At 59.9% G+C, this 24,549-nt stretch carries 23 protein-coding genes and 1 riboswitch; of the genes, 6 read left to right on the top strand and 17 right to left on the bottom strand.

All coding sequences use genetic code 11. The features are described from left to right. Positions 1-776: 776 nt before the first annotated feature. From BN1724_RS12800 to BN1724_RS02050, 5 genes are all read left to right on the top strand, one after another. Positions 777-1,109 carry a hypothetical protein gene (locus BN1724_RS12800; RefSeq protein WP_157085713.1) on the top strand — a complete coding sequence of 111 codons (333 nt, stop codon included), beginning with the start codon at positions 777-779 and terminating at the stop codon, positions 1,107-1,109. A 562-nt stretch (positions 1,110-1,671) separates the two neighbouring features. After that, positions 1,672-2,130 carry a DUF3099 domain-containing protein gene (locus tag BN1724_RS02035; RefSeq protein ID WP_058234022.1) on the top strand — a complete coding sequence of 153 codons (459 nt, stop codon included), beginning with the start codon at positions 1,672-1,674 and terminating at the stop codon, positions 2,128-2,130. 452 nt (positions 2,131-2,582) lie between these two features. After that, positions 2,583-3,572, top strand: coding sequence for an SURF1 family cytochrome oxidase biogenesis protein (locus BN1724_RS02040; RefSeq protein ID WP_058234023.1), 990 nt, complete (start codon positions 2,583-2,585; stop codon positions 3,570-3,572). 142 nt (positions 3,573-3,714) lie between these two features. Continuing rightward, the gene (locus BN1724_RS02045; RefSeq protein ID WP_231928123.1) at positions 3,715-4,479 is read left to right on the top strand and encodes a glycerophosphodiester phosphodiesterase family protein; all 765 of its coding nucleotides are present in this window, start codon (positions 3,715-3,717) and stop codon (positions 4,477-4,479) included. Between the two features lie 256 nt (positions 4,480-4,735). Next, the gene (locus BN1724_RS02050) at positions 4,736-5,086 is read left to right on the top strand and encodes an RNA polymerase-binding protein RbpA (RefSeq protein ID WP_058234024.1); all 351 of its coding nucleotides are present in this window, start codon (positions 4,736-4,738) and stop codon (positions 5,084-5,086) included. A 256-nt stretch (positions 5,087-5,342) separates the two neighbouring features. Here the strand turns inward: BN1724_RS02050 and BN1724_RS02055 are convergent, their stop codons facing one another. The 10 genes from BN1724_RS02055 to BN1724_RS02100 form a co-directional block, all read right to left on the bottom strand. Beyond that, entirely contained in the window at positions 5,343-5,942 is a 600-nt protein-coding gene (locus tag BN1724_RS02055; protein WP_058234025.1) for an FxsA family protein, read from the bottom strand. An 81-nt stretch (positions 5,943-6,023) separates the two neighbouring features. Further along, positions 6,024-6,803, bottom strand: a complete 780-nt coding sequence (locus BN1724_RS02060) for a polyprenol monophosphomannose synthase (protein WP_058234026.1) — start codon at positions 6,801-6,803, stop codon at positions 6,024-6,026. Continuing rightward, entirely contained in the window at positions 6,800-8,521 is a 1,722-nt protein-coding gene (gene lnt / locus BN1724_RS02065) for an apolipoprotein N-acyltransferase (protein ID WP_058234027.1), read from the bottom strand. Before lnt ends, BN1724_RS02060 begins: the two co-directional genes overlap by 4 nt. Next, positions 8,518-9,345 (bottom strand): hypothetical protein, encoded by an 828-nt coding sequence (locus BN1724_RS02070; RefSeq protein WP_058234028.1) that lies wholly within the window; start codon positions 9,343-9,345, stop codon positions 8,518-8,520. The genes lnt and BN1724_RS02070 overlap by 4 nt, the downstream gene beginning before the upstream one ends. A 38-nt stretch (positions 9,346-9,383) precedes the next feature. Further along, positions 9,384-12,191: a DEAD/DEAH box helicase gene (locus BN1724_RS02075; protein WP_084252674.1), complete on the bottom strand. Its 2,808-nt coding sequence runs from the start codon at positions 12,189-12,191 to the stop codon at positions 9,384-9,386. After that, positions 12,188-13,135, bottom strand: a complete 948-nt coding sequence (locus BN1724_RS02080; RefSeq protein ID WP_058234029.1) for a diacylglycerol/lipid kinase family protein — start codon at positions 13,133-13,135, stop codon at positions 12,188-12,190. The genes BN1724_RS02075 and BN1724_RS02080 overlap by 4 nt, the downstream gene beginning before the upstream one ends. Then, positions 13,132-13,989 carry a twin-arginine translocase subunit TatC gene (gene tatC / locus BN1724_RS02085; RefSeq protein WP_231928124.1) on the bottom strand — a complete coding sequence of 286 codons (858 nt, stop codon included), beginning with the start codon at positions 13,987-13,989 and terminating at the stop codon, positions 13,132-13,134. Before tatC ends, BN1724_RS02080 begins: the two co-directional genes overlap by 4 nt. 104 nt (positions 13,990-14,093) lie before the next feature. After that, complete coding sequence (gene tatA / locus BN1724_RS12460) at positions 14,094-14,483, bottom strand: Sec-independent protein translocase subunit TatA (protein WP_331709441.1); 390 nt, start codon at positions 14,481-14,483, stop codon at positions 14,094-14,096. A gap of 94 nt (positions 14,484-14,577) precedes the next feature. Continuing rightward, positions 14,578-15,720, bottom strand: coding sequence for a WYL domain-containing transcriptional regulator (locus BN1724_RS02095; RefSeq protein WP_058234031.1), 1,143 nt, complete (start codon positions 15,718-15,720; stop codon positions 14,578-14,580). Beyond that, positions 15,713-16,831, bottom strand: a complete 1,119-nt coding sequence (locus tag BN1724_RS02100; RefSeq protein WP_058234032.1) for a helix-turn-helix transcriptional regulator — start codon at positions 16,829-16,831, stop codon at positions 15,713-15,715. The genes BN1724_RS02095 and BN1724_RS02100 overlap by 8 nt, the downstream gene beginning before the upstream one ends. A gap of 63 nt (positions 16,832-16,894) precedes the next feature. Here BN1724_RS02100 and BN1724_RS02105 point away from each other — a divergent pair, with 63 nt between their 5' ends. Beyond that, positions 16,895-18,046 carry a DUF3866 family protein gene (locus BN1724_RS02105; RefSeq protein WP_157085714.1) on the top strand — a complete coding sequence of 384 codons (1,152 nt, stop codon included), beginning with the start codon at positions 16,895-16,897 and terminating at the stop codon, positions 18,044-18,046. Between the two features lie 14 nt (positions 18,047-18,060). Here BN1724_RS02105 and BN1724_RS02110 read toward each other — a convergent pair whose 3' ends face one another. The 7 genes from BN1724_RS02110 to fmt form a co-directional block, all read right to left on the bottom strand. Next, on the bottom strand, positions 18,061-18,573 hold the full coding sequence (locus BN1724_RS02110) for a PH domain-containing protein (RefSeq protein WP_231928125.1): 513 nt from the start codon (positions 18,571-18,573) through the stop codon (positions 18,061-18,063). Between the two features lie 5 nt (positions 18,574-18,578). Beyond that, the gene (gene hisG / locus BN1724_RS02115) at positions 18,579-19,436 is read right to left on the bottom strand and encodes an ATP phosphoribosyltransferase (protein ID WP_058234033.1); all 858 of its coding nucleotides are present in this window, start codon (positions 19,434-19,436) and stop codon (positions 18,579-18,581) included. A gap of 56 nt (positions 19,437-19,492) precedes the next feature. Next, positions 19,493-19,756 (bottom strand): phosphoribosyl-ATP diphosphatase, encoded by a 264-nt coding sequence (locus BN1724_RS02120; RefSeq protein WP_058234034.1) that lies wholly within the window; start codon positions 19,754-19,756, stop codon positions 19,493-19,495. A gap of 42 nt (positions 19,757-19,798) precedes the next feature. After that, a complete protein-coding gene (pnuC, locus tag BN1724_RS02125; RefSeq protein WP_084252676.1) occupies positions 19,799-20,611 on the bottom strand; it encodes a nicotinamide riboside transporter PnuC in 813 nt (270 codons plus the stop codon). A gap of 174 nt (positions 20,612-20,785) precedes the next feature. After that, a riboswitch (FMN riboswitch) is annotated at positions 20,786-20,904 on the bottom strand. Positions 20,905-21,020: 116 nt separating this feature from the next. Continuing rightward, positions 21,021-21,698, bottom strand: a complete 678-nt coding sequence (rpe, locus tag BN1724_RS02130) for a ribulose-phosphate 3-epimerase (protein WP_058234036.1) — start codon at positions 21,696-21,698, stop codon at positions 21,021-21,023. A gap of 118 nt (positions 21,699-21,816) precedes the next feature. Then, positions 21,817-23,523: an RsmB/NOP family class I SAM-dependent RNA methyltransferase gene (locus BN1724_RS02135; RefSeq protein ID WP_084252677.1), complete on the bottom strand. Its 1,707-nt coding sequence runs from the start codon at positions 23,521-23,523 to the stop codon at positions 21,817-21,819. Then, a complete protein-coding gene (gene fmt / locus BN1724_RS02145) occupies positions 23,520-24,506 on the bottom strand; it encodes a methionyl-tRNA formyltransferase (protein ID WP_058235696.1) in 987 nt (328 codons plus the stop codon). The genes BN1724_RS02135 and fmt overlap by 4 nt, the downstream gene beginning before the upstream one ends. Positions 24,507-24,549: the final 43 nt, after the last annotated feature.

The raw sequence follows: 24,549 nt of genomic DNA on the forward strand, positions 1-24,549 counted from the left end.
ATACCAACAGCATGGAGCATCGAATGGCTTACAAATTTAACCCGCCTCCTAACTGGCCCCCGGCCCCGGAGGATTGGACGCCGCCTCCAGGGTGGCAACCAGATCCGGCGTGGGGACCCGCCCCCGACGGGTGGGAGTTCTGGGTGAACACCGACGTCGAGAGTGACACCGGCGCTCACGACACATCGAACCTCAATGCGGGAGAAGGTCATGCTGACATCCAGAACCAGGGTGTTAGTAGCGGTGACTCCCCCTCGACAGTTCAGCCTGGCGCCACCTCTCAGCCTGCTGACCTCAGCGCCGCTCCGATGCAGGGAGGTGGACAGCTGAACCAAAACGCCGCTCCAGGGAGTGCTCAGCCTGGCCCCAGCGGAGCCGGGACCCCTGCTGCCCCACCTGCGTGGAACCAGGCTCCTAACGGCATTAACGGACCCAACAAACCGCAAAAGGGCTTTTTTGCGCGCTTTTGGTGGATCTTCGCCTGCTGCGCGTTGCTTCTGATCGCGGCTTTAACGATCGCGGGCATTTTAGTTTTTCGACTAGCGACTAATCCCCCACCTTCTCCCAGTAGCTCGTCGTCACATTCTCAATCCACTTCGTCAACGCCACGCCCAGTTCCTCCTTCGTCGAGTCAAGCGCCAGCACCATCCTCTGAGGCAAAGCCTTCGCCGACGGCAGCCGGTATCCAAGCGCCCTCTGGTGCCTCCCAGGAGATTTCGGCGTACTCGGGTCAGGGGAAGGTGACGGTTTCTATGCGATGGGCCAAGGGTGAAGATATGAAAAATTTCCTCGACAGACCTGTGGATCCTGCGCAAAATGGAGAATACCTAGTGGTCGAAGCAACTGCTGAGGCTTCTCAAGATGGTGTAGAGGTGTCCCCCCTGATGTTCAAGGTAGTCAAGCCTAACGGTGAAAGGATTCGATACTCGACCAATAGTCTCTCCCTAAAGCAATATAAAGAAGCGACGAATAAGAATCCTTCTAATATAGCTAAACCTGGAAATCCAGTCACTAGGGTGTATCTCTTTGATCTGTCTAAGGCCTCCGGGCTTGAACTAGAATATGATAACTTCAAAAATAAATACTATTGGGAAGTCCCTGCATCTTAAAGAGGGCAACCAATAGTGATGATTTTCAATCCTCCTCCTCGTTGGCCGGAGCCACCCTATCCAGGGTGGACTCCGCCCGAGGGGTGGACTCCCAATCCAGACTGGGGTCCCGTCCCTGAGGGGTGGGAGCTTTGGATTGACGATCGAAATAAAAGACGAAAAATAGGCTCCTCTGGGAGAGCGGGAACGTTTTCGCTGCTGAACTCTGAGAAGGTTCCAACAGTTGGCGCCCTCGGAAAGCCGCGCATTGCGGAATATCCGATACTGCCCATCAAGCCTGGACGATATAGATCTCGGCCTATCTCCCCCGATACCAATGGTTTTCCACCCGCTCCCGCCCCTGCGATCACCTCGTCTCGGTGGCGGAAGCTCTTCACCATCGTCGCTCCTGTGACAGGAATCGTCATCGCTGCCATTGTGATCTCAGTGTTCCTCTTGATTGCGAATTACGCGACATGATTGCGAACCATGTGAGCTCTGAACTACCGTCGAAGCAATTAACGACCACCAGTGCGATGAACGCCGTGTTTATCGACGGAAATATGTCGGTGGAGGTCAATCCATGACAGACCAGGGCCCAGACCCAGAACCTCCTACTCCCCTCAGTGCGGATATCGCACGCCGACAAAAGGTGTACATCGTGCGCATGGTGATCCGCATGGTGTGTTTCCTCCTGGTCATCGTCGCTCCAGGCTGGTGGAAAGCCGTTTTCGCGGTTGCCGCGGCAGTACTCCCCTACATAGCTGTTGTCGGCGCTAACCGGACCCGACCGGTACGAACACGACAGGCGGACTCGTTCCAACGCGAACTCACCAGCACGTGGTCTAACGTCACCGCGAATACCGGCAAGGAACCCGCCCCGATGATTCAGGGGCAAGTGATCAGCTCCGATGACGCACGATCCGCATCAGCACCCCGTGCGGCGCTCACGGCACACCCGTCGAGCTCATCCCAGCACGAGGTTCTACCGCACTTAGATCGACAGGATCCCGACCGCTCATCATCGGATCACCATGACTAGGCCGTACTCCCATGCTGACGATCCGTCGGTCCGTAGTGAGGCGATCTGTAGTGCACGCGGCTGCACAAACCGCGCCGCATGGATCCTCACGTGGGCTAACCCGCGCATTCACGGATCATCGCGCACCAAAGCCTGGGCGGCTTGCTCTGATCACCGAGATGGCCTCGGCGATTTCCTAAGCCGTCGAGGATTCCTGAAAACCGTGACGGCCTGCGAGAAGATGCATACCGCGCAGCCAGATACATCACGATCGCGTGAGGCCCAACCCGACACATCGTCCTCGCATACCCCAACGACAGACACGTCCCCGCTGAGAATTTCAGACCCGGGCCATGAACGGGGCATACAGTGAGATGGCGTTGCGAGACCTGTCCTCAGGTGGGCACACATCGCACCTATCGAGCGATACGAGGTGAACAGTGATATCAGGGCGCCTGAGCAGAATTCGCCCTGTGCTAACCCGAGGATGGATACTCGGCCTGATCCTCGCGTTAGCTGGGGCCGGGGTATGCGTTCTTCTTGGACGCTGGCAATATCACCGGTACGAAACAAAGCATGCTGCAGAGGATCTTGTCAGCCGCAATTATGAAGCGGCCGCCGTCCCTGTTCACGACATACTGCCCGAGCGCACGACCGCCTTACCTGCCGACAAACAGTGGCGTCCGGTCACCGTACACGGTTCCTATTGCGACAAACCTCAGTGCGACCTCTACGTGCGCGGTCGCGTGCAAGATGGCAGCGTTGGATTTCTACAGCTCTCCTCGTTCATCACTCAGGAAGGCACGCTGCTGGTGATGCGCGGATGGGTTCCCGAGCAGGAACGCCATAGCGTACCCGCTGAGCGACCGCCTCGTCCCCGCGGACCGTCGGAGATTACTGTCCGGCTTCGGCCTGTTGAACCGGAAGTTGCTGGTCGACAAAATCTCCCCGGTCAGGTCCAGACGATTACCCCCTCGCAAGTAGCTAGTGTCCTTCCCTCGGATATCCCGGCTCTGTTTACAGGTGCGTACGGGGATATCGTGAGCGAAAACCCTGCGGTGAAGCCCATGCCAGTTCCTCTACCAAAGCCGCATGTGGATCTTGGCCCGCATTTGTCGTACGCCGGGCAATGGTGGATATTCGCCCTGTTCTTCCCAGCAGCTTGGGTCTGGGCGGCTCGCCGCCACCTGTTGGACCGCGCAGAGGATGAACGGACCGGTTCACGCAGAACTGACGCACACGAACCTGTAATGGGCAAGCATCCAGCTTCAGACCGTGAGACCGAGCAGGACTCTGCTCATGGTCGCGATCTGCCACACGATGCCGGCCCCCAAAGCGGTACGCTTCCCACAGCGGCGCGACGCGCACAAACTGCCCGCCCCACGCACTATCGGGCGGCGCCCCGCCGTCGGAGCCGAGACGAGGAGGAAGAAGATGCCTTGGTGGATGAGAGGTGGCGATGACCATCGCCGACACAGTGAAGGTCACCCCGCTCTCCGGTCTCCTTTAGCGCAGGGGACAAACCCCCGTGGCGACGCTGGCGGGACGGCTAGCAATGCCGCAAACACTACTCACGCGGAAAAAATCGTCGACCCGAGTCACCCTGTGCCGTTTTTCGCAGGCCCGCGCCCCCGGATTATTTCTCATCGCGGCCTCGCCTTGGAATACGCCGAAAACACTCTTGAGGCTTTTCAGGCTGCGCTCCACCACGGCGCTCACATCCTTGAAACAGATGTGCACGCCACTCGGGATGGCGTTGTTGTGGCGGTGCACGACCCGGACTTAACGCGTCTTGCGGGTCGTCGGCTTGCGATTCGTGATCTTTTCTGGCGCGAGCTTGCGCAGATTGAATTGCACGGTGGCGGCCGGGTGCCGCGGCTACAAGATGTTTTGCGAGCCTTCCCTAACACTCCGCTCAACATCGATGTGAAAGTGGCGGATGCGATCCCAGATACCGTCCGAGTGTTGGTGGCGCATGAGGCTCAAAAACGAGTGTGCCTGACCAGCTTCGGTGATGCTATCGCCAAGCGGGTTAGCGACGAAGTTTTGCGCCTTGGAGGCGTTCCAGTAGTTCGCAGCCCCTCAATGCGCGCGATGGCAGCGTTCCGAACCATCACGGCGCTCGGCACACCGCGCCGACACGTGGAGAAGGTGCTTGCTCCGTACGGGGCACTTCAGGTTCCTATCCGCTGGAACTCGTTGCCGATCGTGACATCCCATACGGTTGCCGCCGCGCATCGAGCGGGTTGTGAGGTTCACGTCTGGACAATTGATGACGCACTCACCATGCGCAAGCTGCTGGCATTGGGCGTAGATGGTATCATTACTAATCGCGTCGATGTGCTGAGCAAGCTCGTGCATGGCCGATGAAGAACTCAGATGCTTTCACAGTTTGTGTGGAAGTCGATGGGGTTAAACGCGCCCGATCTCAGGCAGCGTTGTGGGCCCACGGTACTCTTCAGAAGCGATCGCTAGTTCTCTTCCGACCCTTCCCATGAGCTAATTTCGGCACCTGTGGTGCTGTTCTGAGCCGGGCAGGCTCGGATGGCAAGAGGCGAGCAATCGCAGGGCCATAGGTCAGCACTCGAAGCGTTACCCCATCCACCCGGCAGAAAGACGACCGATTATGAGCAGCCGCAGCCTTCGCGGAACCCGCCTCGGCTCCCTCAGCATGGAAACAGACGAGGGTGTCCTCGCCGCCCCGCGCCAGGAAGCCCGGTATGACTGCCCCAACGGGCACGCTATTGTGCTGCCGTTCTCCGTTGAGGCAGATGTCCCATCCACCTGGGAGTGCCGGTGCGGAGCAATTGCCGTCCTGCGCGACCACGAAAAGCCTGCCGAGAAAGAAGGCAAGCCGCAGCGCACCCACTGGGATATGCTGTTGGAACGTCGGAGCGAGGAAGACCTCCAAGTTCTTCTCGATCAGCGCCTCGAGCTGCTGCGCACCGGAAAGCTTCATGCCCGCCGCCATTTCTAATCGGCCCTCACCTTTTATCGGGACAGCAGCTGAGACGGCTCGTACCATCGCCGGAGCCCATCATCGGCGATCCGCATCAGTGATGCTCCAATCGCGTTATAAGTCGATATGGCATTCTGAATCCGTATAGTGTTCTAAGACCACTTAGTGTTGTGAAGGCCCTTTCAACCGGGAGGTGAAAGGGCCTTCACGCATATCTGCGTCGCGTGCGTTTACTGCGAGGGCGCGGGTGAGGAGACCTAGGCTGTCGCGCGTTTTAGCGCTTGTCCGGTGGCAGTATATTGCCGCTGATCACCCCACCAGGCCCGGGAGTTTGAGCACCCGGGCGGGAGGTGTTTGCCTGTCCAGCACCTGTAGATCCAGGCCGAACTACGTCCACCACAATGTCGCCATCGATGACCTGTGGCTGGCGTCCCCCACGCAATGCAGCATCGGCGCTCGGTGGCAGCGACCATCCGAATCGCCTCACTACCCAGCGTTGGACGAACGGTAAGAGCAGAACCACTGCTGCCACATCGGTGAGCAGACCAGGCACGATAAATAGGATCGCCGCCACGGTCGTAAACAGCGGACGCGATAGATGCTCCTGCGCCCTTCCCCGGCCCCGCAGAGCCCTGGCCACCGAACGCAGTCGGCTAAACGTCTGCTGGCCAGCGGTGACCAGCAGTGTTAGTCCGACTATCCATCCGAGGACAACTAGGAGGATCACCCACCAGAAACTCGTGTTGACCCCGATCGCAATCAGCACTAAGAGCTCAACCAGCCCGATGACAGCGACCGTGAGCGGGACGAGTTTGGCTCGCGAGATAGGTGGGCGCGAATGCGGTTCATGCCCTGGTGGAAGCGAAGTAGTCATAGTCTCCTCCTCATACAGACCTGTGTCTGCGCAAGAGTCTTAGGACGAAGCCTACCGACGGTCACTGAGCCAGAGGTATAGCTAAGGTCTGCGTCCGCTATGAGCCCAACGAGATATGCCGCGAGCGAAACGCGTGCCGCCCAAAGCTAGCTGCCGCGCGCGATGTTCGATCCCCCATACGGTGACCCGCAGGAGCGCTTCCCGCACGATCGCGGCGGTCATTTTCGAGGCCCCTTCAACCCGCTCATCAAAATCGATCGGACATTCGACGAGGCGGGCTCCACACCCAAGAGCTCTGCGCGTCATATCGACTTGGAAGCAGTATCCCTGCGAGGCGACCTTTGAGGCGAGGACCGACCGCAGTGTATCGGCACGCATCGCCCGGAATCCGGCGGTTGCATCCGCGACCGGAAGGCCGAGGGCACAGCGTACATAAAAATTAGCCCCCCGAGATAGCAGCAGGCGCCGCCATGGCCAGTTGTGGACCCGGCCACCCCGCACCCAGCGAGATCCAATCGCGACGTCAGCGCCGGCTTCGATGGCATCTAGCAGCTTCGGTAGCTGCTCCGGTCGGTGGGATGCGTCGGCGTCCATCTCCACTAAGACGTCGTAATCATGCGCGAGGCCCCAGCGGAATCCCGCGATATAGGCCGGGCCAAGTCCTTCCTTTCCTCGCCGATGCAGCACATGGACGGCGCTGTCTTGGGCTGCGAGCTGGTCGGCAATCTGCCCGGTGCCGTCGGGCGAAGCATCGTCGGCGATGAGAACATGGGCCCGGGGCACGGCAGCACGCAACCGAGATAGTGTGCCAGGGAGGGTGCATGCCTCGTTGTAGGTCGGAATAATCACGAGAGTTTTCATCGTGAATCCTCCCGAGAATCACTGGCAATGATCGTCTTCATACGGCGCTGTCCATTGTGCTTATGGGAGGTACCAGTCTTACGGGAGCGATTGTCCTTACGCGGTGGCTGCGGCGACGAGGCGGTTTTGCGGGCTGCTCGGCGATAAGGGTTAGGCCGGCTCAAGGCACCGGCGAGCCCGGCTAAGCCCAGCGCGCTCGCCCCGATATAGATCCATGGTCCCGCGGCGATGGCTGGAGTGATACCAGTGCGCAACGGCAGCGTGGATTCCAACACCTCAGGGGTCCAATGCCCGCTCGAGGAGATGATCCTGCCATCGGGGGTGATCATTGCCGAGATGCCCACGGTCGAAATGTGCACCACGCTTCGGCCCGATATCGCAGCCATGACCTGCGACTCCGCGAGCTGTTGAACGCTTTCATCAGTCGTTCCGAATAGGGCGGTGTTCGTGGGAACGAGCAGTATCTGGGCCCCAGACTTCACCGTGTCTTGAACCAGTGATTCATAAGCAATCTCAAAACAGATCAGCAGACCGGCTTTAGTGCCTGCCACATCCATGACCCCGACTGAGGTTCCCGGGAGCATATCCACCGGCACAAGATCGACTTTGGATGAGAGTGAACGGAAGAATGATCGAAACGGAATATATTCACCAAACGGCACAGGGTGCTGTTTAGAGTATGAGTTGACCATCCCCTTGTCGGGCTCCCACAGCTGCAAGGTATTGAAACGGTGCTGATCATCGGCCGTGTATTTCTGAGCGCCGACAAAAACGGGGACCCCAGCTGCATCGACTGCTTCTTGAATCCTGTTTCGGGCATAGAGGTTGCGGGCTGGTTGAAGATCACTGGCATTTTCCGGCCACACCATAAAATCGACAGTTTTGCCCCGATCTTTCAGCTCCTCCGCATATTTCTCGGTCAGCGAGGCATGGTTATCCAGAATCTCGCCGGGCCGCTCCCCCATACGTAAACCACTGCTGGTGGTATTGCCCTGAATTCCGGCGACGGTCACCGTAGAGCGATTGTGCGGCGCAACATCGCGAGGCATCGGCGTCACAATACTGACAACCACGATAACGGCGCACACCGCCCAAGCCCACAGCCCGTACAGACCGTTGAAACCTTCACCACGCCGTTTGAGCAGAGATATGGCGCCCACATAGAGAAGATGGCCCGCACCCCCCACGAGAAACGCGAAACCGCCCATTCCGATCCAGGGAGCGAATGCAAGCAGGGGTGAATCTGCTTGGGAGAACGCAGTGGTGCCCCAGGGGAATCCGCCAAAAGGGACGCTAGACCGAGCGAATTCGCAGGCCGTCCACAGGCCGCCGACGGTCATCGCACTCACCCAGCCCGGTGTTCGCCGTAGCAATACCGGGCGCATGAGAAGCGCCAAAACCATCATGAAAAGGGATTCCACCGCGGCTAAGGCCAACCACGGTTCAACCCCGACGTACACTCCGGTCCACGACAGTAGCGGGATAAAAAAGCTGAGTCCCCAGACCAGTCCGCAAATCGCGGTGAGAAAGCGGGAACGAACGTGGGATGCCGCGCTGAGAAAAGCCACAGAGATAGGCATGAGGTACCACTGGTTGTACCCGGGGAACGCCAAAAAAGCGAGGAATCCTCCGATGGCCGCACAGATTAAGGCGGCACATACTCCTAGCGGACGCGCTGAAGTCGGGGGCGCCGCCTGGGCGCGGCGGGAATCTGTCATGCGGGAAACTCCCGGCGCGGTTCGACCGGCTGGGTTGCATCGGGAGTCCAGGACTCCAAGCTGCCGGGGACCTGCGGCGCTTGCGGGATGTCGTCTCGACCGTCAAAAACCAGGTGCCCGGCAGCGAACGCCATGAGGGCCCGCGGACCGTTGCCTGAGGAGAGGTCGGGCAACCGTGGCGTGCGCGACCGCGGATCGGTGGACCAGGTTTGGATGCGCTCATCCGCACCGCGGACGATGAGATCCCAGGGACGCCAAATCACAAGAGTGGCAGGCACCCCCGCCAGGAGACTGCCCGGATGATCATCCCCGAGCAATCGATGCCCGCCACGGCTGGCGGCAAGAAAGGCTGCCCGGTCGCTCAGGCGCTGATCCGGGGAGGCATCCCTGGTCGCGGCGAGCATCCATTGCCACGGGTCCTGGAAACCGAGCTCACCGCCTGAGCCAAACGTGAGGACGGTGCCGCTCGCGGTGAGGTCACCGAACGGCGCATCAGTCCGCTCACAAGGCGCCATCACCTCAATCGAACCTTCACGGCGCGGCAAACCCGGGATGCGATGCAGAATCCCGCGGGCGAGATCAGTGGGGCGGGGCGTGGGGTCGGCAATGTTCCCCGCGCAGGAGTCGACGAACGGGGGTGTGACCAAGCAGCCATCGAGGCTGATAGAACGCACCGTGGGATGCAGCACGCGGGCGCTAGAGGCTGAACCAATCCAGGCCACAACCCCATTGTCAATCAACAGAGCATCTGCATGGGGGTCGCTCGCGCTATAGACAGCGACATCCAGCAGCAGAAGTGGCTCGCTCAGCCTTACCGTGTCCATCGCACAGATCCTATCCTCTACGCCCGTTGCTCAAGAGATCACAAGGTGCAGGCGACGATACCGCGCCGCACCATGTCCACGGCCCGTCGTGCCGTCTGTCCGAGCTCAGGATCATCGCGCAACTGTTCAAGCAGATCAATTACTTGACGACACTGACGCACGAAATCACCAGCCGATAGATCAGTGCCCTCCAAGCTATCTGCTATCCCCTCCCCCTGCGCCCATCGGTACACAGCAAGCGCAATCCCCGGATCAGGCATAGCGGTGGGCTCAAGACCGCACCTTTGTTCCTGGAACCGCAGCCGCTTCGCAAGCTCCTCGGTGCGCTCGAAGGCGCGTTCAAACCGCGGATCTTCAGGAATTACCGGTATTCGGCCCTCGTCTCGTCGCGCCTCAAACGTCGTGGTTGACACCATCGCCGCAAGCAGCGGCGGATCGAGATCAGCCCAAGTCCCGTGGCGAAGGCACTCGGCGATGAGCACATCTCGCTCACTGAACAAACGTTTTAATCTGTGCCCGTACTCGGTGGGTACGATGCGTCCGGTGTCCTCGCGCAGATAACCGAGAGTCATCAGAAGGCTGATGAGAGCATCGAATGCCTGCGCGATGGTGGACGTCCGCCGGTCTATCTTGCGCACGAGATCCTCATGTTCCCGTTTGGCTTTTCGATACCGTACGGCCCATCGCCGATGAGAATCGCGCTCAGGGCATAGATGGCACGGATGCTCGCGCAAGCTTGTCCGCAGTGCGTTGAGTTGTTCATCCTGCGCGGCTCGGGATGGCTCCCGATGGCGCAGACGAGCAGCTTCGTCCCGCGCGGAGCCTTTGCTTTTGATACGTTCCCGCAGCGCAGAGGCCAGATCCTTGCGCGCACGAGTTTGGCGTAGCCGGTCGGGCGCAGGGACCCGCAGAGAATCGACGACTGCTGGGCTGCTCGGTAGATCTTTAAATCCGAGGAGTTTTACCCGGCCGTCCTCGGTCACGACTCGGACCCGGGTTCCATGCATATCATCGAGCTGCGGACCGGTTTCAATGACTACGCAGAAGCCTCCACGGCGTCCCGCGGGTATCGCCATCACATCGCCTCGGCGCAATCCGCGGAGGGTCTGCTCCCGGTGTTTTCGTTCGCGTCGATCGCGCTCTCGAGATAATTCTTTTTCTCTCGCCCCAATGGCCTCGCAGGTCGCATCGTAGGCGGGAAAATCGCCGTTATCGCAGGTTACTGCTTTTTTATAGGCATCGACAGTGCGGGAAAGTTCCCGTGCCCGTCGCGCAAGTCCCACTACCTGCCGGTCGGCTTGAAACTGGGCGAAAGACATTTCTAAAAGATCTCGGGCTGCTTTAGCCGTCATGGTTTCGAGCAGATTGACCACCATGTTCGGGGTCGGGCGGAAGGCCGAACGCAGCGGATAAGTGCGTCGGGACGCCAATGCTGCAATGTCTTCTGCGCGAGTTCCCGGCCCTGCCAAGACCACCGCGTGTCCCTCAGTGTCCAGACCGCGACGTCCGGCGCGTCCGGTGAGTTGGGTGTACTCCCCCGGGGTGAGATCCGCATGGGTGAGACCGTTAAACTTGCTGAGCTTTTCGAGCACGACGGTGCGTGCGGGCATATTGATACCCAATGCAAGGGTTTCGGTTGCAAAAACAACTTTGACGAGACCAGCGGAAAACAGCTCTTCAATGGTCTCTTTAAGCAGGGGCAACATGCCGGCGTGATGTGCGGCTAGTCCGTGTTCGGCGCTGAGACGGAACTGCCGCAGACGCAAAACATCGTGATCTTCGGGAGCAATAGCGGCGAGCCTGCGATGAAGCACCGCGCGGATCTGACGCCGTTCATCGGGTGTCGTCAAACTCAGTCTCGCATCCGCGCACTGGCGCAATGCCTGGTCACAGCCGGTCCGGGAAAAAATAAAGACAATAGCGGGCAGCAGTCCGCTGCGATCTAGGAGCCGAATCAGGTCAGGACGGCGCAGCTGTCGGCTTAGAGCGGTTGGTCTTAACGTATTGTGCGCGCGGTCGTGTGAATGGGAGGGGCGTCCGTGGCGGTACCGCCGGTCATGATCGCGCGGATGACGCGAGCGGTCCGGTTGGCTGAGTCGTTCTAATGCCCGCACGAGACCAGGGTTGACCTCACGCTGCTCACTTGCTCCCGGACCGTGAGAAATCACAGGGTGCCCGTGGCGGTCCACGAACAGATCCATGAGGTCATGGCCGACCACGAGATGCTGCCACAGAGGGGTGGGTCGGGTTTCTGACACGATGACATCGGTATCCCCGCGCACTTCATGCAACCAGGCCCCGAATTCTTCAGCGTTAGAGACGGTGGCTGAAAGCGCCACTAGTTGCACTGACGCTTCGAGATGAAGAATGACCTCTTCCCAGACGGGCCCGCGAAGCCGATCTGCGAGGTAATGCACCTCATCCATCACCACAAATCCGAGCCCGGCAAGAGTCGGTGAATTGGCGTAAAGCATGTTGCGCAGGACCTCAGTGGTCATCACGACCACCTCGGCGTCGCCGTGGTGCGACATATCCCCCGTTAAAAGTCCGACTCTGCCTTCCCCAAGCCATGACACTAGCTCGGCATACTTCTGATTCGACAGCGCCTTAATCGGGGTGGTGTAGAACACCTTTCGCCCCATCGACAGTGCGATATCGACAGCGAACTCGCCGACGACGGTTTTACCCGCGCCCGTGGGGGCGGCCACCAGAACAGACTTTCCGTTTTCTAGCGACGCACACGCTTGATACTGGAAGCTATCCAGGGGAAATCGATAGCGGCGTGCAAAGCGTTCGATGCGCTCGCTCGGGTGTGACAGGCTGCCTGATGCAGGCGGGATACTCATACGCCGCTCAGACAGGGAGCTGAGGAGTCAGCGAGGATTCGCACGGCGCCGGGCAGGACTCGGGCAGATAGCGGTAACACGGTGCGGGCTTCCCCATCGGCGTAGCTGCGTAAGAGGCGTCCATCACGAACCCCGATGGTGACGCTGCGCACGGGTCGAACCGAAAACTGAGGCACGCTGAGGTGCGCTCCCCGGAATACTCGGGGAAACATGCGTAACAGTCGCGGCCTGCTGAGACCACTGATCATGGCTAAATCGAGGTGCCCATCATTGAGCCGTGCCTGGGGAACAAGCTGCATGCCTCCACCACAAAACGCTCCATTGCACAGGGTCAGAAGTGACGCGTCAAGTTCCTGGCGGGGTCCCCCGTCAATCTCAATCCAATATGGAATTTCATGAAAATGCCGGAGTTCTTGCATCACCGCGACGGTGTAGTTTTTGCCGAATCCACTTTTAGCGCTATTGGCGCGAGCGTTGACGAGCGCATCAAACCCCAGGTTCACACAACCCAGCGCGAGGGAACGGTGAGGTGCCGCCGAGTCATCCAATGAGGACATTTCAATGGCATCAATGTGGATGACAGGACGCGACAACGCTCTTAAGAGTGTCCGAACCGCTTCATCCGGTTTTCCGATCGGTAAACCGAGAGAGCGGGCGAGATCATTACCGGACCCAGCCGGCACAATGCCAAGGCGGACAGGGGTCTGCGCGACGATCTCGGCTCCGAGCGATACCGTGCCATCTCCCCCGACCACGATCAGGGCTGTCAGATCATCGCGTACCACAAGTGCCCGGGCCTGGGCGGTCCGGGCACTGCGTCCGGTCACGTCGACAACGGAGATCCCTGCGACCTTCAATAGCGTGGAGACGTGGACACCGATCCGGTGAGCCGTTCCTGAGGCCGCGGCCGGGTTAATCAGTAACCCGACACGCAGCCTGCTCACGGCGTATCCGCCTTGCTGATCGATGTCGGTGCATCGATGCTTTCTGCTTCACCAATATCGCTGGCCTCATCAACGTCAAGATCTCCCGCTTTTCGGGCCCGGCGTTTGTCATTGATGATGGCGAAAATAACCGCACCGAAGTACAAGCCGCAGATCGGGGCAGCCATAGCGATCATGAAGAACGGGTCCGGGGTGGGGACCATAATCGCTGTAAATAGGAAGATGATGAAGACCACGAACCGCCAGGGCTTGAGCATGGTTCGCCCCTTCATGACCCCGGCAAGGTTCAAGAACACCAGGAACACGGGAAGGGTGAAGGCAGCGCCGAAGGCGAGGATGGTGCGAATAAACAGGTTCAGATATGCGCCGAAGTCGACGATGTTGGTGAAACCCTTGGGGGTGAACTCGAGCAACACCGGGACAGCCTTGGTCATCACCCAATAACCAGCAAGGCACCCGATGGTGAACAGCGGGATGGATGTGCCGAGGAAACCGATGACGTAGCGGCGCTCGTTTCGTTTCAAGCCGGGGGTTACAAAGCTCCAGGCTTCGTAGAGAAGCACCGGAGAGGACAAAATAACGCCGATATAGGCGGAGATTCTGATCTGCGCTTCCAACGGGCTGCCGATGCCCTGGAAGTTCTGCTCAGCCTTTAGTCCGAGGGCGCGAGCTTCGTCAAACGGAGCCGATAAAAGATGCGTCACCCAACCATACAGAAACCACCCAATAATGGTCATGATGACAATGGCTATTGCACATACAAAGAGCCGGTTGCGAAGCTCGATGAGATGCTCACCGAGCGACATGCGCCCCTCGGGATCCTTGGGCCGCCGCGTCTTCTTCTTAAGCGCCACGGACGTCGTCTTCCTCCATAAGAGCCAGCTCAGCTGAACTGGGCACAAATCGGCGGGCGCAGGAGAACACTACCGGCGCCCCGGACGTTATGTTGAGAAATCAGTCAGTCGCGACGGTACGGGTCATCCCGGTTCAGCGCATTCACGGTTCCCTGAGACTTCGACGGGACTTCACCGGAATGGGCAACGGGCGTTGCCGGGCGAACTGGTTCGGGCGCAGGTGCCGGTGCAGGCGCCGGACGCGGATCGTATTCGCGGGCTGCGGGGGCTGCAGGTGCCTCGACCTCAGCCTCTTCGCCATTGCCGTTTTCCTTCTTTAATTCGTCGACCTCGGACTTGAAGATCCTCATCGACTTACCGAGATTTCGGGCGAGGCTCGGAAGCTTGCCGGCGCCAAACAGCAGCAGCACCACGACAATGAGCACCACCCAGTGCAACGGTTTCATCGCTCCACCCATGATGAGGTGTCCTTTCGTTGAGAACGTCAGCCGCATGCGGCGACCTACATTGTTCCATGTTTCGCTGAGGAACGTGACGCGCGACGCCCCGCACCCCAACGAGGAAGCATTGCCAGCGGTTATCACCAGCTTAGTCGCTGTGACGGGATGCCCCGTCCCGGGCTAGGGTCACGATCATGTTTCTGAAGCGGGTGGGCTCCATCACCTCGGCCTCGCCCCGTGCTTCTAAGATGGCGTCCGCTAATGCAGGCACGACGGGGCGTGATAGGAGAGCACAAACCGCCCCTTCATGGGGTCCTTCCACGACGTCGCGGATTTCCTGGGCGTTAAACGCATCCATAATCCATTGCGCTGACGGCCACAGCCGCACCCATACCTGGTCGATACCCTCCCGTGCCAGGTCGCCGAATGCGCTGGCTACGTCGGCGCGGCACCCAGCGTCTGAATGTGCCTGCGCCTCAGCGCCAGAAGGAATATCGACGGTGCAGATATCCAAGGCCCCACTGTCACAGCAGTGAGCATGGGCCCAGGTGTCGCTGTGAGTAGCTTCGCTGTCGCCGTCAGGGGCCTTGCTTCCGCCACAAAGAGTTCTACTAGAGCCGTTGACGACGGTGACAATCCGGTCGAGCCGAAACAGCCGATGTGCATTCTCTTGCGGGCACCCGTCACCCAAATCCGATGATCCTTCAGCTCCTGACGTACCCGTTAAAGAGCTGCGTACCAGTCGCGCTTTGACATAGGTGCGCCCGGCCTCCACTAGTACCTGCAGCGGTTGCACAGTGCGCCACTGGGCGCCGGCCTCTGTGGCGTTTGAGTAGAGGATACGAACACAGAGCTGCTCAGCCATAGCCTCTCTGATCTGTTCTAAAACTCGGTCAACACGCGAGGAGTTGAGCGGTGTGGATGGTGAAACGTCCCTGCTGCTGACCGGCTCATCAGCCCCCCAAGTCGCCTGCGCCGGCCTGTCGGTCGCGGTCTTAGGTTGTGGATGAGTGAGATCTCGCAGACGCTGTGCCAGTCTGTGAGCAACCTGTCGTTCCTGAGTCGATAGACCAGCCTCAATCGAGGCGAGTCCAGCTAGCAAGGCCGCCACCTCAACGTCACTGAGCCGCAACGGACGGGTTAGAGGATCGGCGTTGCGAATCCGAACCACTCCGCTTTCCCATTCAGCCTCGATCAGATCCTCCCAGCCATGCCCGAGGTCACCACACAGGAACAGAATTTCAAGGTCGGCAATTAACTGCTCCACGCTGATTCCAAAGACCTCAGCCATATCCTCGAGCTGCACCTCCCCTGTATGCAACTTCCGAGGCCAGCCGGGAGACCTGATCGACCCCGGTGGTTGGGACCCTCAGCGTGGGTCGAGGTCGAGCTCGCGTAGTGTCCCGCCACTGGGAATCAACCAGCTGCTCATGCTGATCAGCGATCCGGGACAAAACCCCGGCAATGTCCTCTCGCCAGGTATTCGGGGTTATCAACTGAGCCCAGCGCACTGAACTTAAGACCAGCGATACGGTGTGCCACCTGCTGGCCTCGGGTATGCAGAGTTCGCCGGTGACCGGGTCTAAACCTGTGCGATCTCTGAGATCGAGCAATTTATACGGAGCGATAGCGATCACAGTACGTCCGTATTCGTCCTGGGATACGCGGCGAATTGCATCGGTCACGGTGAGACCATCAGGACAGGTGGTACCCGATTTTCCACCAAAACGCGGGTAGCTTTCGATGCGGGAAACTCGGAAGGTCCGTTGTTCTTGCCGGTCCAGGTCGTAACCCACCACATACCAGTGTCCGGCATACAGTCCGGCAACCCATGGTTCCACCCGCCGCTCCTTGGCCTCGGAGGCTCCTGCGGTGCGGTACCGGAAGGTGAGGCGAACTCGGTTGGTCACAGCGGTCAGGATCGGACCGAGAACCGGGGAGGTCTCCAGCCGTCCATGCGGAACATGACGGGTTGGATCCATATCTGAGTTCTGCGACAGACCGCCCAGTGCCGCGAGTTTGGCGCGTGCCCGCAAGGCTGGTCCGGAGGTCCGCGCAAGGTCCCAGCTGCGTGACGCTAGCACGAGCAACGCGTACTCGGTGGAGTCCGGCTGAAAGTCATGAGCGGCGTATTTGGCTGGATCGAGGCGGTAGCGGGAGAGAGTGTCATCCCAAGGGTCTGTTTCAAGAACGAGCGGAAACCCCAGCGCAAGCACATCGCGTTTATCCCGTTCAAACATGCGCAACCGAGACGCATCATTTTCAGTAAGCAAATAGTCGGGAATTAACTCAAATATTTGCGCCCGGGTGAGACCGTGTTCGCTGGATCCCAGGGTCATCACGAGGTTCATCAGTCGCTCGACAGCGCGCCGTTCGCGTGGCGGAGCAGACGTCTTCTTCACGGCCGCGACCTCCCTAGCTCGTCAGTCACGCTCTCAGGGTATAGGCCCAGTACGCTGTGACACGTGATTCTGTGGGAGAACGGCGTTGTCATCGCCGCGCTAGATGGCTGGTCCGGGGTGCAACGTTTGCGGGTTCAAACCTCGCGGGGGGAGGTACGCGCCCTCGCGTACACGGCGATGTGTGGACTCGCCCAGCCTGGGGATGCGGTAGTGCTCAATGCAAATGCTCAGTGGCGAGGGCTTGGGACCGGTGGCGATGCGATGGTCGTTCATATTCCCGGCCGAGAACCAGAGTGGAACCCCGGTTCTGGACACATGATGAAAGCTCGGTACACCCCGCTGCAGATGATGGTCGATTCAGTTGATGACCCCGCATCGCCGCACCACTCAACTATTGCGCGTGCTCAGAGTGTCGGCGGTATGCCCGTGGTGGTGGCGGACTTGCACTCGTCGCTGGCCCCTATCGTGCTTGGAGTGCTCGATCAGCGCCCAGACGCCCGGATTGTCTATCTTCTCACTGACGGTGCGGCGCTTCCGGCGTGGTATTCACAGGCTCTCTCGTCCTTGCGGCAGGCCGGCCTGGTTGCGGGGTGTATCAGTGTGGGCCAGGCATTCGGTGGCGATATGGAAGCGGTGACTGTCCATTCTGGTTTACTTGCGGCGCGCGAGGTGTGGAATGCCGACGTGGCGGTGGTTATTCAAGGCCCCGGTAACCTCGGAACGGGTACCGGCTGGGGTTTTTCGGGTGTGGAGGCTGGGGAGGCCATCAATGCGGCCGCAGTTTTGAACGGCAGGCCCGTGGGGACGTTGCGGGTGTCCGAAGCTGATCAGCGAGCGCGCCATCGCGGGCTGTCTCACCATAGCGTGGCGGCATACGGGAAGGTGGCGCTTGCCCCGGCTGAGCTACCGGTGAGTCAGATGCCTTTGGCCGAGCACAGCATTGATGGTAACAGCGATTTTCATGCGTTAATCAAAAAACAGCTTAAAATGCTTGTCGAAAACGCTGCGGCTCCTCACCGCATCGTCGAGGTCCGCAGCGACGGCCTCCTCGACGTGTTACGCCGCTCCCCCATCCCGCTACGCACCATGGGACGGGACCTAGACGATGACCCCATGTCGTTCCTCTATGCCGCACTCGCGGGTCGCCGCGCCGCCCAGCTCATCGACACACCGTGCGAGCCCGCCCCCGGCACCTCCCACGACATCCCGGACTAAATCAATCGCCCAAACTAGTTGGACAATGGCTCGATATCCGGTGCCTCGCCGCGCTCAATCACTAACTGCTGCAAAGACCGAGCCTGCCTGATCCCATACTCACCATCAGCCCTTTGCAGAGCCATCGTCGACAGCGTGGTTCCATCCGCGAGATCTAAATGAGCCCAAGGATCACCCTCAGGGAAACTCACGGTGACGACCGCGGGCCACTCCAAAGTCGTGGTCCTCAAGAGATTCCTGACCGTCAAACCATCAGCGCGAGCAGAAATCCGAACCGTGGCCTGCCGCCAGCAAAACCAGAAAATTGCTAATCCCAGCGCAATAAAACCCAACCGGTCTACCACGCTAAAGGCGCGCGGACCAGTCCACGGAACGATCATTGCGGCCACCGTCAAAACAGCCAGCACCCCACTGCCCAGGCTGATCGCCACCACACGAGCGAGCTTTGGCCGGAACACAACCTCCGCCGAAGCCCCGGACCCTCCATCGGGATGCGGGGCCGAATCCATACCATCGCGCTGAGACATCACCATCACATCCGGCAGGCTTGAATAGCGGTGACCAAAATCGCGCGTGCCCCCAGGTCGTAGAGCTCATCCATCACCCGATTGACACAGGTGCGGGCCACCATAGACCTCACGGCGTACCATTGCCCACCGTGCAGCGGAGAGATCGTCGGGGATTCAAACCCCGGAGTAATGGCAACGGCCTGTTCCACAAGCCCTTCAGGAATATCGAAATCAATGAGGACGTACTCCCTTGCGACCAGCACGCCTTTGAGCCGGCGGACCAGCACGTTGAGAGCATGCTGCGCCTGCTCTTCGAGCTGCAGTTCCGGCCGGGAAAAAAGGACCGCCTCGCTGTGCATAATCGGTTCGCCAAAGGTGCGCAGTCCGGCCGCACGCAATGTTGAACCCGTCTCCACCACATCCGCAATCACATCGGCCACGCCGAGCCGGATCGAACTCTCCACCGCGCCATCCAAATGCACGACGGTAGCGTGAAGACCACGCGCCTTCAGGTGATCCTCGACCAGTCCCTCGTAGCTGGTTGCAATGCGTCGCCCAGACAGCGAGGAAAGCTGCCATTCCTCCCCAGCCGGAGCCGCGTAGCGGAAGGTCGAGCGCGCAAATCCCAGTGGCAAAATCTCGTGGGCAGGAGTGTGGGAGTCGGCCAGCATGTCCTGCCCGGTAATGCCCACGTCGACCGTGCCACTGCCAACATAGACCGCGATGTCGCGCGGTCTCAGAAAGAAAAATTCAACGCCGTTGTCCTCGTCCACCAGCACCAGCTCACGTGAGGAACTGCGATGGCGGTAGCCAGCCTCCCTCAGTAGCTCGGATGCGGGTTCTGACAGCGCCCCCTTGTTGGGGATAGCGAGGCGAAGCACGAGAGATTCCTCCGGGAAATGTTGGGAACGTGAAGTGGGAGGGGTGGTGGGCTAGCTCACAGATGTCGGTAGACGTCGTGAAGAGTCATCCCTTTAGCGATCATCATCACCTGAAGGTGATAAAGCAACTGCGAGATTTCTTCAGCTGCCGCCTCATCGGATTCGTGCTCGCACGCCATCCACACCTCAGCGGCTTCCTCCACGATTTTCTTGCCGATGCCGTGGATCCCCGCATCGAGCTCACGCACGGTGCCGGAGCCTTCGGGGCGAGTCACAGCCTTCTCGGCCAGTTCAGCAAATAGTGAGTCAAAGTCTTTCACCCCATCAGGGTACGCGGTGCAGCCAGATTTCAGTCAGCTCGGCTACGAACCGTTAATCCGCGTCCCCGATGATCCGCTCGCAGGGCGAGATCCATCACCAGCAAGAGTGCTCGAGTCAGCGACGGCACACGTAGGACCAGTGGCACGAGCGGTGACATCAGTGGCGATCGTGGGGTCAGGGAACCGGGTTTCCACCCGAACTATTCCCTGTTCACGCCGCCGAATCTTCCACCACACGAAAAAGCCAGTCAGCGTAAACCCGCCGTAGAACAGATACATCAAAGCGCTCGCGTAATACCCGGCATGCACCAGCATAGGCACCCCGACGATATCCACGGCCACCCAGATCAGCCAAAACTCTACCCACCCTTTAGCCATGCCGTACGTGGCTAGCACACTGCCGGTGAAGATCCATGCATCTGCCCACACCGGTGGCCAGGATCCCAACGCGGTGAAGATCGGGGTGAGGACAACGGTTCCAAGGATCATAGCCACCACCAACACGAGTCGAGATCGACCCGAAGCCCAGTCGGGAGTCACCGCGTGGCCCTCTCCCTGCCCGCGGGAGTGACGCCATGAAACCCAGCCGTACACGCTCACGACAATAAACATCACCTGGCGTCCCGCCTGACCCAACAGATTTACTGGGTTTGGGGAGCCGAAGACGCTCCCAAGAAAAACCGTGAGAAGAAGAGCGTTGCCGACGATACCAATCGGCCAAGCCCACACCTTCCGGCGCATTCCGCCCAGAGCGCTGGCTAGACCGAACAGATTTCCGAGAACTTCTCGCCACAAAATGAATTGCCCACCTGGGAAGGTGAGTTTGGCTTCAAAGAGCCACTGCAAAATGCCCATGTTCTGTCCCTTTCATGCGAGCGTGCAGTGGCTCCGGGACATGGGCGACGTTGAGCTACCCATCCACGGACATCGTGTATCGAGACCGATCCATCGTGCATCGAGATCAATCACGGGGCGGCGCGGACCTTCTGTCCTACGCCACCTGTGCCGTGGAATGGCACATCAACGTCGAGCGTGCGCCTCCCATCCAGGCTTTCACTGTCGGTACCGGAATTTCACCGGATCCACCGCATCTGCGGGTCGCGGACTATCACCGCCGGCTCGGACTTACACCGACCCCGGAGCACGTCAACTGATATGACGCCGGAAGCATACCTCAGATGAGCTGAACAATTCATGCACGATGCCCGAAGCTGAAAACCAGACATGATCCTTCTTAGCGGACTGGAGACAGCCCAGGGACAGATCAATGCCGGTGGGAGGAAGCCAAAGCTCGAAGCGCATCAATTTCTTCGGCCGCGTTATCCGCCGAATACACAGCTGAACCGGCAACGAAGATATTTGCGCCCGCGTCAGCACACCGTTCAATAGTCGACCGGCTCACGCCCCCATCAACCTGAATCGACACCTCTAAACCGGCTTCGCTCACCGCGGAACGCGCACGTTTGATCTTGGCCAGCATCGAATCCAGAAACGACTGGCCACCAAAACCAGGCTCAACAGTCATCACGAGCAGCAGATCAAATTCCCCGAGAATGTCGAGAAACGGCTCAACGGGGGTGGCTGGACGCAACGCAATCCCCGCCTTTGCCCCCTGGGAATGCAGCTCGCGAGCCAAGCGAATCGGCGCCGACGCGGCCTCAGCGTGAAATGTCACCGACTGAGCGCCCACCTCGGCATAGGCCGGTGCCCATCGGTCAGGATCTTCAATCATTAAATGGGCGTCAACGGGGATCGGGCATCGGCGAGCAATCTGCTCCACCATGGACACCCCGAACGTTAAATTCGGAACAAAATGGTTGTCCATCACGTCAACATGAGCGAAATCGGCCCGGGCGATAGCATCCAGCTCCTCGCCAATACGCATGAAATCGCAGTTCAAAATCGACGGGTGAATATAGGTGTTATCCGGTGTGTAGGTCATAGAGACTCCTGAGAATGATGGGTTTATGAGATGACGCAGGGTTCGCCGCCCAGCTGATTGCACAGCATCAAGATAGGCATCGTCGACATCGGGTGGGATCGCCTCGGAGCATCGGATCTCACGTCGGCGATGATTCTCTGGTGAACAGAGCGATAAACATGCCATCGGTGCCGTGCACATGCGGCCACAGCTGAACACTCGGACCCGCGCCGAGATCAATCTGAGCATCCGAGTGGACCCCAGCCCGCACAGCTTCCCGCGCATCCAACTGCCGCACATCCTGCCGACGACGCAGCAGGTCCTTAACCACTAACAGAGTCTCGGCCAGATGAGGACTGCACGTGACATACGCCAAAACCCCGCCGGGTGCGAGAGCATCCACCGCCGACAACAGAAGTTCCCGTTGCAAAACCGTCAACGGCCCAACATCGCTGAGCTGACGGCGCCACCGCGACTCAGGGCGGCGCCGCAACGCACCTAAACCAGTGCACGGCACATCGGCGAGAATGCGACTAAAACGCTCCGGATACCGCGTTCCGATATCTCTACCATCGGCAGCCTCAACTTCGATGTCGCACCCTGCCTCAACTAACGCCCGTACCCCGCGCTGCACCAAATCCGCTCGGTGCGGCTGAATCTCGGTGGCCAGCAAATCCGCATCATGATCCACCGTTAGACCACCCAAAAGAGCAGTTTTCCCACCGGGACCAGCACACAAATCCAGCCAGTGAGGTGAAGGAGAGGTCACCAAGGTGTCGACCCCGAGCGCCAGCGCCAAAGCCATCAGCTGGGAACCCTCATCCTGGATCGCCGCCCGACCTTCCCGCACCGGAGTGATACCCGAAGGGTCACCGGACGGCCAATAGGCGGCAAACTGTGAAAGCCTGCCAGCACCTGCGCCATACTCCATCAGTTCGTCGAGATCACTCAGACCAGGACGCACCACAAGGTCCACTTTCGGAGCCCTATTCTGGGCGACCAGCAGATCTTCCAGCTCATTGCGATCCCGACCGTGACCAGCAAGAGCATCTGACAATGCACGCACAATCCAGGTCGGGTGCGAATGTTTAAGAGCCAAATACTCAATCTCGTCGTCTACGCGCTCAGGCAGGATTTCATCCAACCAAGCCTCGGCATCCTTGCGCCCGATAGCTCGTAAAACAGCGTTCACAAACTGTGCGGAACCAGCACCGGTCGCCTGACGCGCCAGAGCAACCGTTTCAGAAGTGGCGGCATGTGGCGGAACATTCATGTCCAGCAATTGATAGGCGCCTAAGCGCAACACATCCAGCACGTCCTCATCCACTCGGTCTAAAGGCCGAGTGACGCAGCAAGAAATAACCGCATCCAGGCGCCGCTTTGCCCGCAGCGTCCCGTAAAACAATTCCGTAGTAAACGCGGCATCCCGGCCGTGAAGGCCATGGGCACGCAGAACCTTCGGAAAAACTAGGTTGGCGTACGCATCGTGAGCGCTGACCTCACGCATAGCCTCCCACGCTGCCCGCCTGGTGGGCGCTGCTTCCCGGGCGCGCTCACTCGGACGGTGCTCTGACCACCCCGCGCGCGCACCTGACTTCCCACGCGAGCCGGATCGCTCACGACCTTTGGCATCACGGTGTCGCTGCGCTCGATCCCTCGGCTCGGACTGGTCGCGGCCAGTCCCACGGTAGGTCCCGCCAGGGCGTCCCCGACGTGGCTCATCAAACCGACCGCGGTCCGAGCCATCCTGGCCAGACCGCTGTCCTCGCCCCCGAGGGCTATAAGAGCGACCCTGTCCGCGGGAACCGTCCCGTTGTGCCCCGAAATCCTCACCCCGGGTGGTCATGCGCTCGCTCCGTTCGTAGGAGTGTGATTCTGGACGGCCTGATCATCGGCGAGTCCAAGACGTTCAGTGGGTTGAATATGGGCACCTCGAGCCCAATCTGTCGCCGGCATCGGACGTTTCCCGGCGGCGGCCACAATCCCCAGCGGCACGGGAGCTGTACCCGTGCCTAAGAAAACAGCCCGTTTCGTCACCTGAAGCTGACCCGGCTCCAACTGAAGTCCAGCAGGCACCGGCGCTTCGCTGATACCGAGGAGCTTGACACGACCATCTCGCCATGACGCCCAGGCACCGGGATCGGGCGCCATACCGCGCAGGTGCGCCGAGACCTCTGAGGCGGGGCGGCGAGCATCCAAACGAGCCTGGTCAACGCTCAGCTTTGCAGCGTGGCTAGCACCGTGCTCCGCCTGAGGCTGCGGGGTGAGCACTCCGTCCTCCCAGGCATCCAAAGTACGGACCAGCAGGTCTGCTCCTTGAACGGCGAGACGATGCTGCAGCTCCCCCGAGGTCTCAGTAGCAGAGATAACGGCCGCTTCCTGCATGAGGACCGGACCGGTGTCCATCCCTTCGTCAAGAAGGAACGTGGTCAGGCCCGTTTGATCAGCCCCCGAAAGAACAGCCCGCTGAACAGGCGCGGCGCCGCGCCAAGCAGGGAGCAGCGAGAAGTGAAGGTTCACCCACCCGCGCGGCATGAGATCGAGCACCGGGCGAGGGATTAAGTTTCCGTACGCCACCACCGGTGCACAGTCCGCGCCGAGTTCTGCAATCTGATCGCGCACCGCAGCATCCTTCAGCGTGGCTGGTTTTAACACCGGCAGACCGTGATCGAGTGCCAAAGCAGCGATGGGACTCGGGGTCAGGCGGCGGCCTCGCCCGGCTGGCGCATCGGGACGTGTTAAAACAGCCACGACCTCGTGCCGGGAGTCGAGCAATGCGGTCAGGGAGGACATGGCAGTAACGGGTGTGCCCGCAAAAAGAAGTCGCATGATGCCTGCCATTTTACGGCCCGCGTAGCGATGATCTGAGGGC

The organism is Devriesea agamarum, assembly GCF_900070355.1.
Classification (GTDB): domain Bacteria; phylum Actinomycetota; class Actinomycetes; order Actinomycetales; family Dermabacteraceae; genus Devriesea; species Devriesea agamarum.

Bases quoted from the DNA above. Each gene is read 5' to 3' on its own strand.
- fmt (WP_058235696.1), bottom strand. From the start codon at position 24,506: ATGCGACTTCTTTTTGCGGGCACACCCGTTACTGCCATGTCCTCCCTG.
- BN1724_RS02095 (WP_058234031.1), bottom strand. From the start codon at position 15,720: ATGGCTGAGGTCTTTGGAATCAGCGTGGAGCAGTTAATTGCCGACCTT.
- pnuC (WP_084252676.1), bottom strand. From the start codon at position 20,611: ATGGGCATTTTGCAGTGGCTCTTTGAAGCCAAACTCACCTTCCCAGGT.
- BN1724_RS12800 (WP_157085713.1), top strand. From the start codon at position 777: ATGAAAAATTTCCTCGACAGACCTGTGGATCCTGCGCAAAATGGAGAA.
- BN1724_RS02055 (WP_058234025.1), bottom strand. From the start codon at position 5,942: ATGACTACTTCGCTTCCACCAGGGCATGAACCGCATTCGCGCCCACCT.
- BN1724_RS02110 (WP_231928125.1), bottom strand. From the start codon at position 18,573: ATGTCTCAGCGCGATGGTATGGATTCGGCCCCGCATCCCGATGGAGGG.
- rpe (WP_058234036.1), bottom strand. From the start codon at position 21,698: ATGACCTACACACCGGATAACACCTATATTCACCCGTCGATTTTGAAC.
- BN1724_RS02035 (WP_058234022.1), top strand. From the start codon at position 1,672: ATGACAGACCAGGGCCCAGACCCAGAACCTCCTACTCCCCTCAGTGCG.
- BN1724_RS02135 (WP_084252677.1), bottom strand. From the start codon at position 23,523: ATGACCACCCGGGGTGAGGATTTCGGGGCACAACGGGACGGTTCCCGC.
- lnt (WP_058234027.1), bottom strand. From the start codon at position 8,521: ATGACAGATTCCCGCCGCGCCCAGGCGGCGCCCCCGACTTCAGCGCGT.
- BN1724_RS02075 (WP_084252674.1), bottom strand. From the start codon at position 12,191: ATGAGTATCCCGCCTGCATCAGGCAGCCTGTCACACCCGAGCGAGCGC.
- tatA (WP_331709441.1), bottom strand. From the start codon at position 14,483: ATGCGGCTGACGTTCTCAACGAAAGGACACCTCATCATGGGTGGAGCG.
- BN1724_RS02060 (WP_058234026.1), bottom strand. From the start codon at position 6,803: ATGAAAACTCTCGTGATTATTCCGACCTACAACGAGGCATGCACCCTC.
- BN1724_RS02050 (WP_058234024.1), top strand. From the start codon at position 4,736: ATGAGCAGCCGCAGCCTTCGCGGAACCCGCCTCGGCTCCCTCAGCATG.
- BN1724_RS02070 (WP_058234028.1), bottom strand. From the start codon at position 9,345: ATGGACACGGTAAGGCTGAGCGAGCCACTTCTGCTGCTGGATGTCGCT.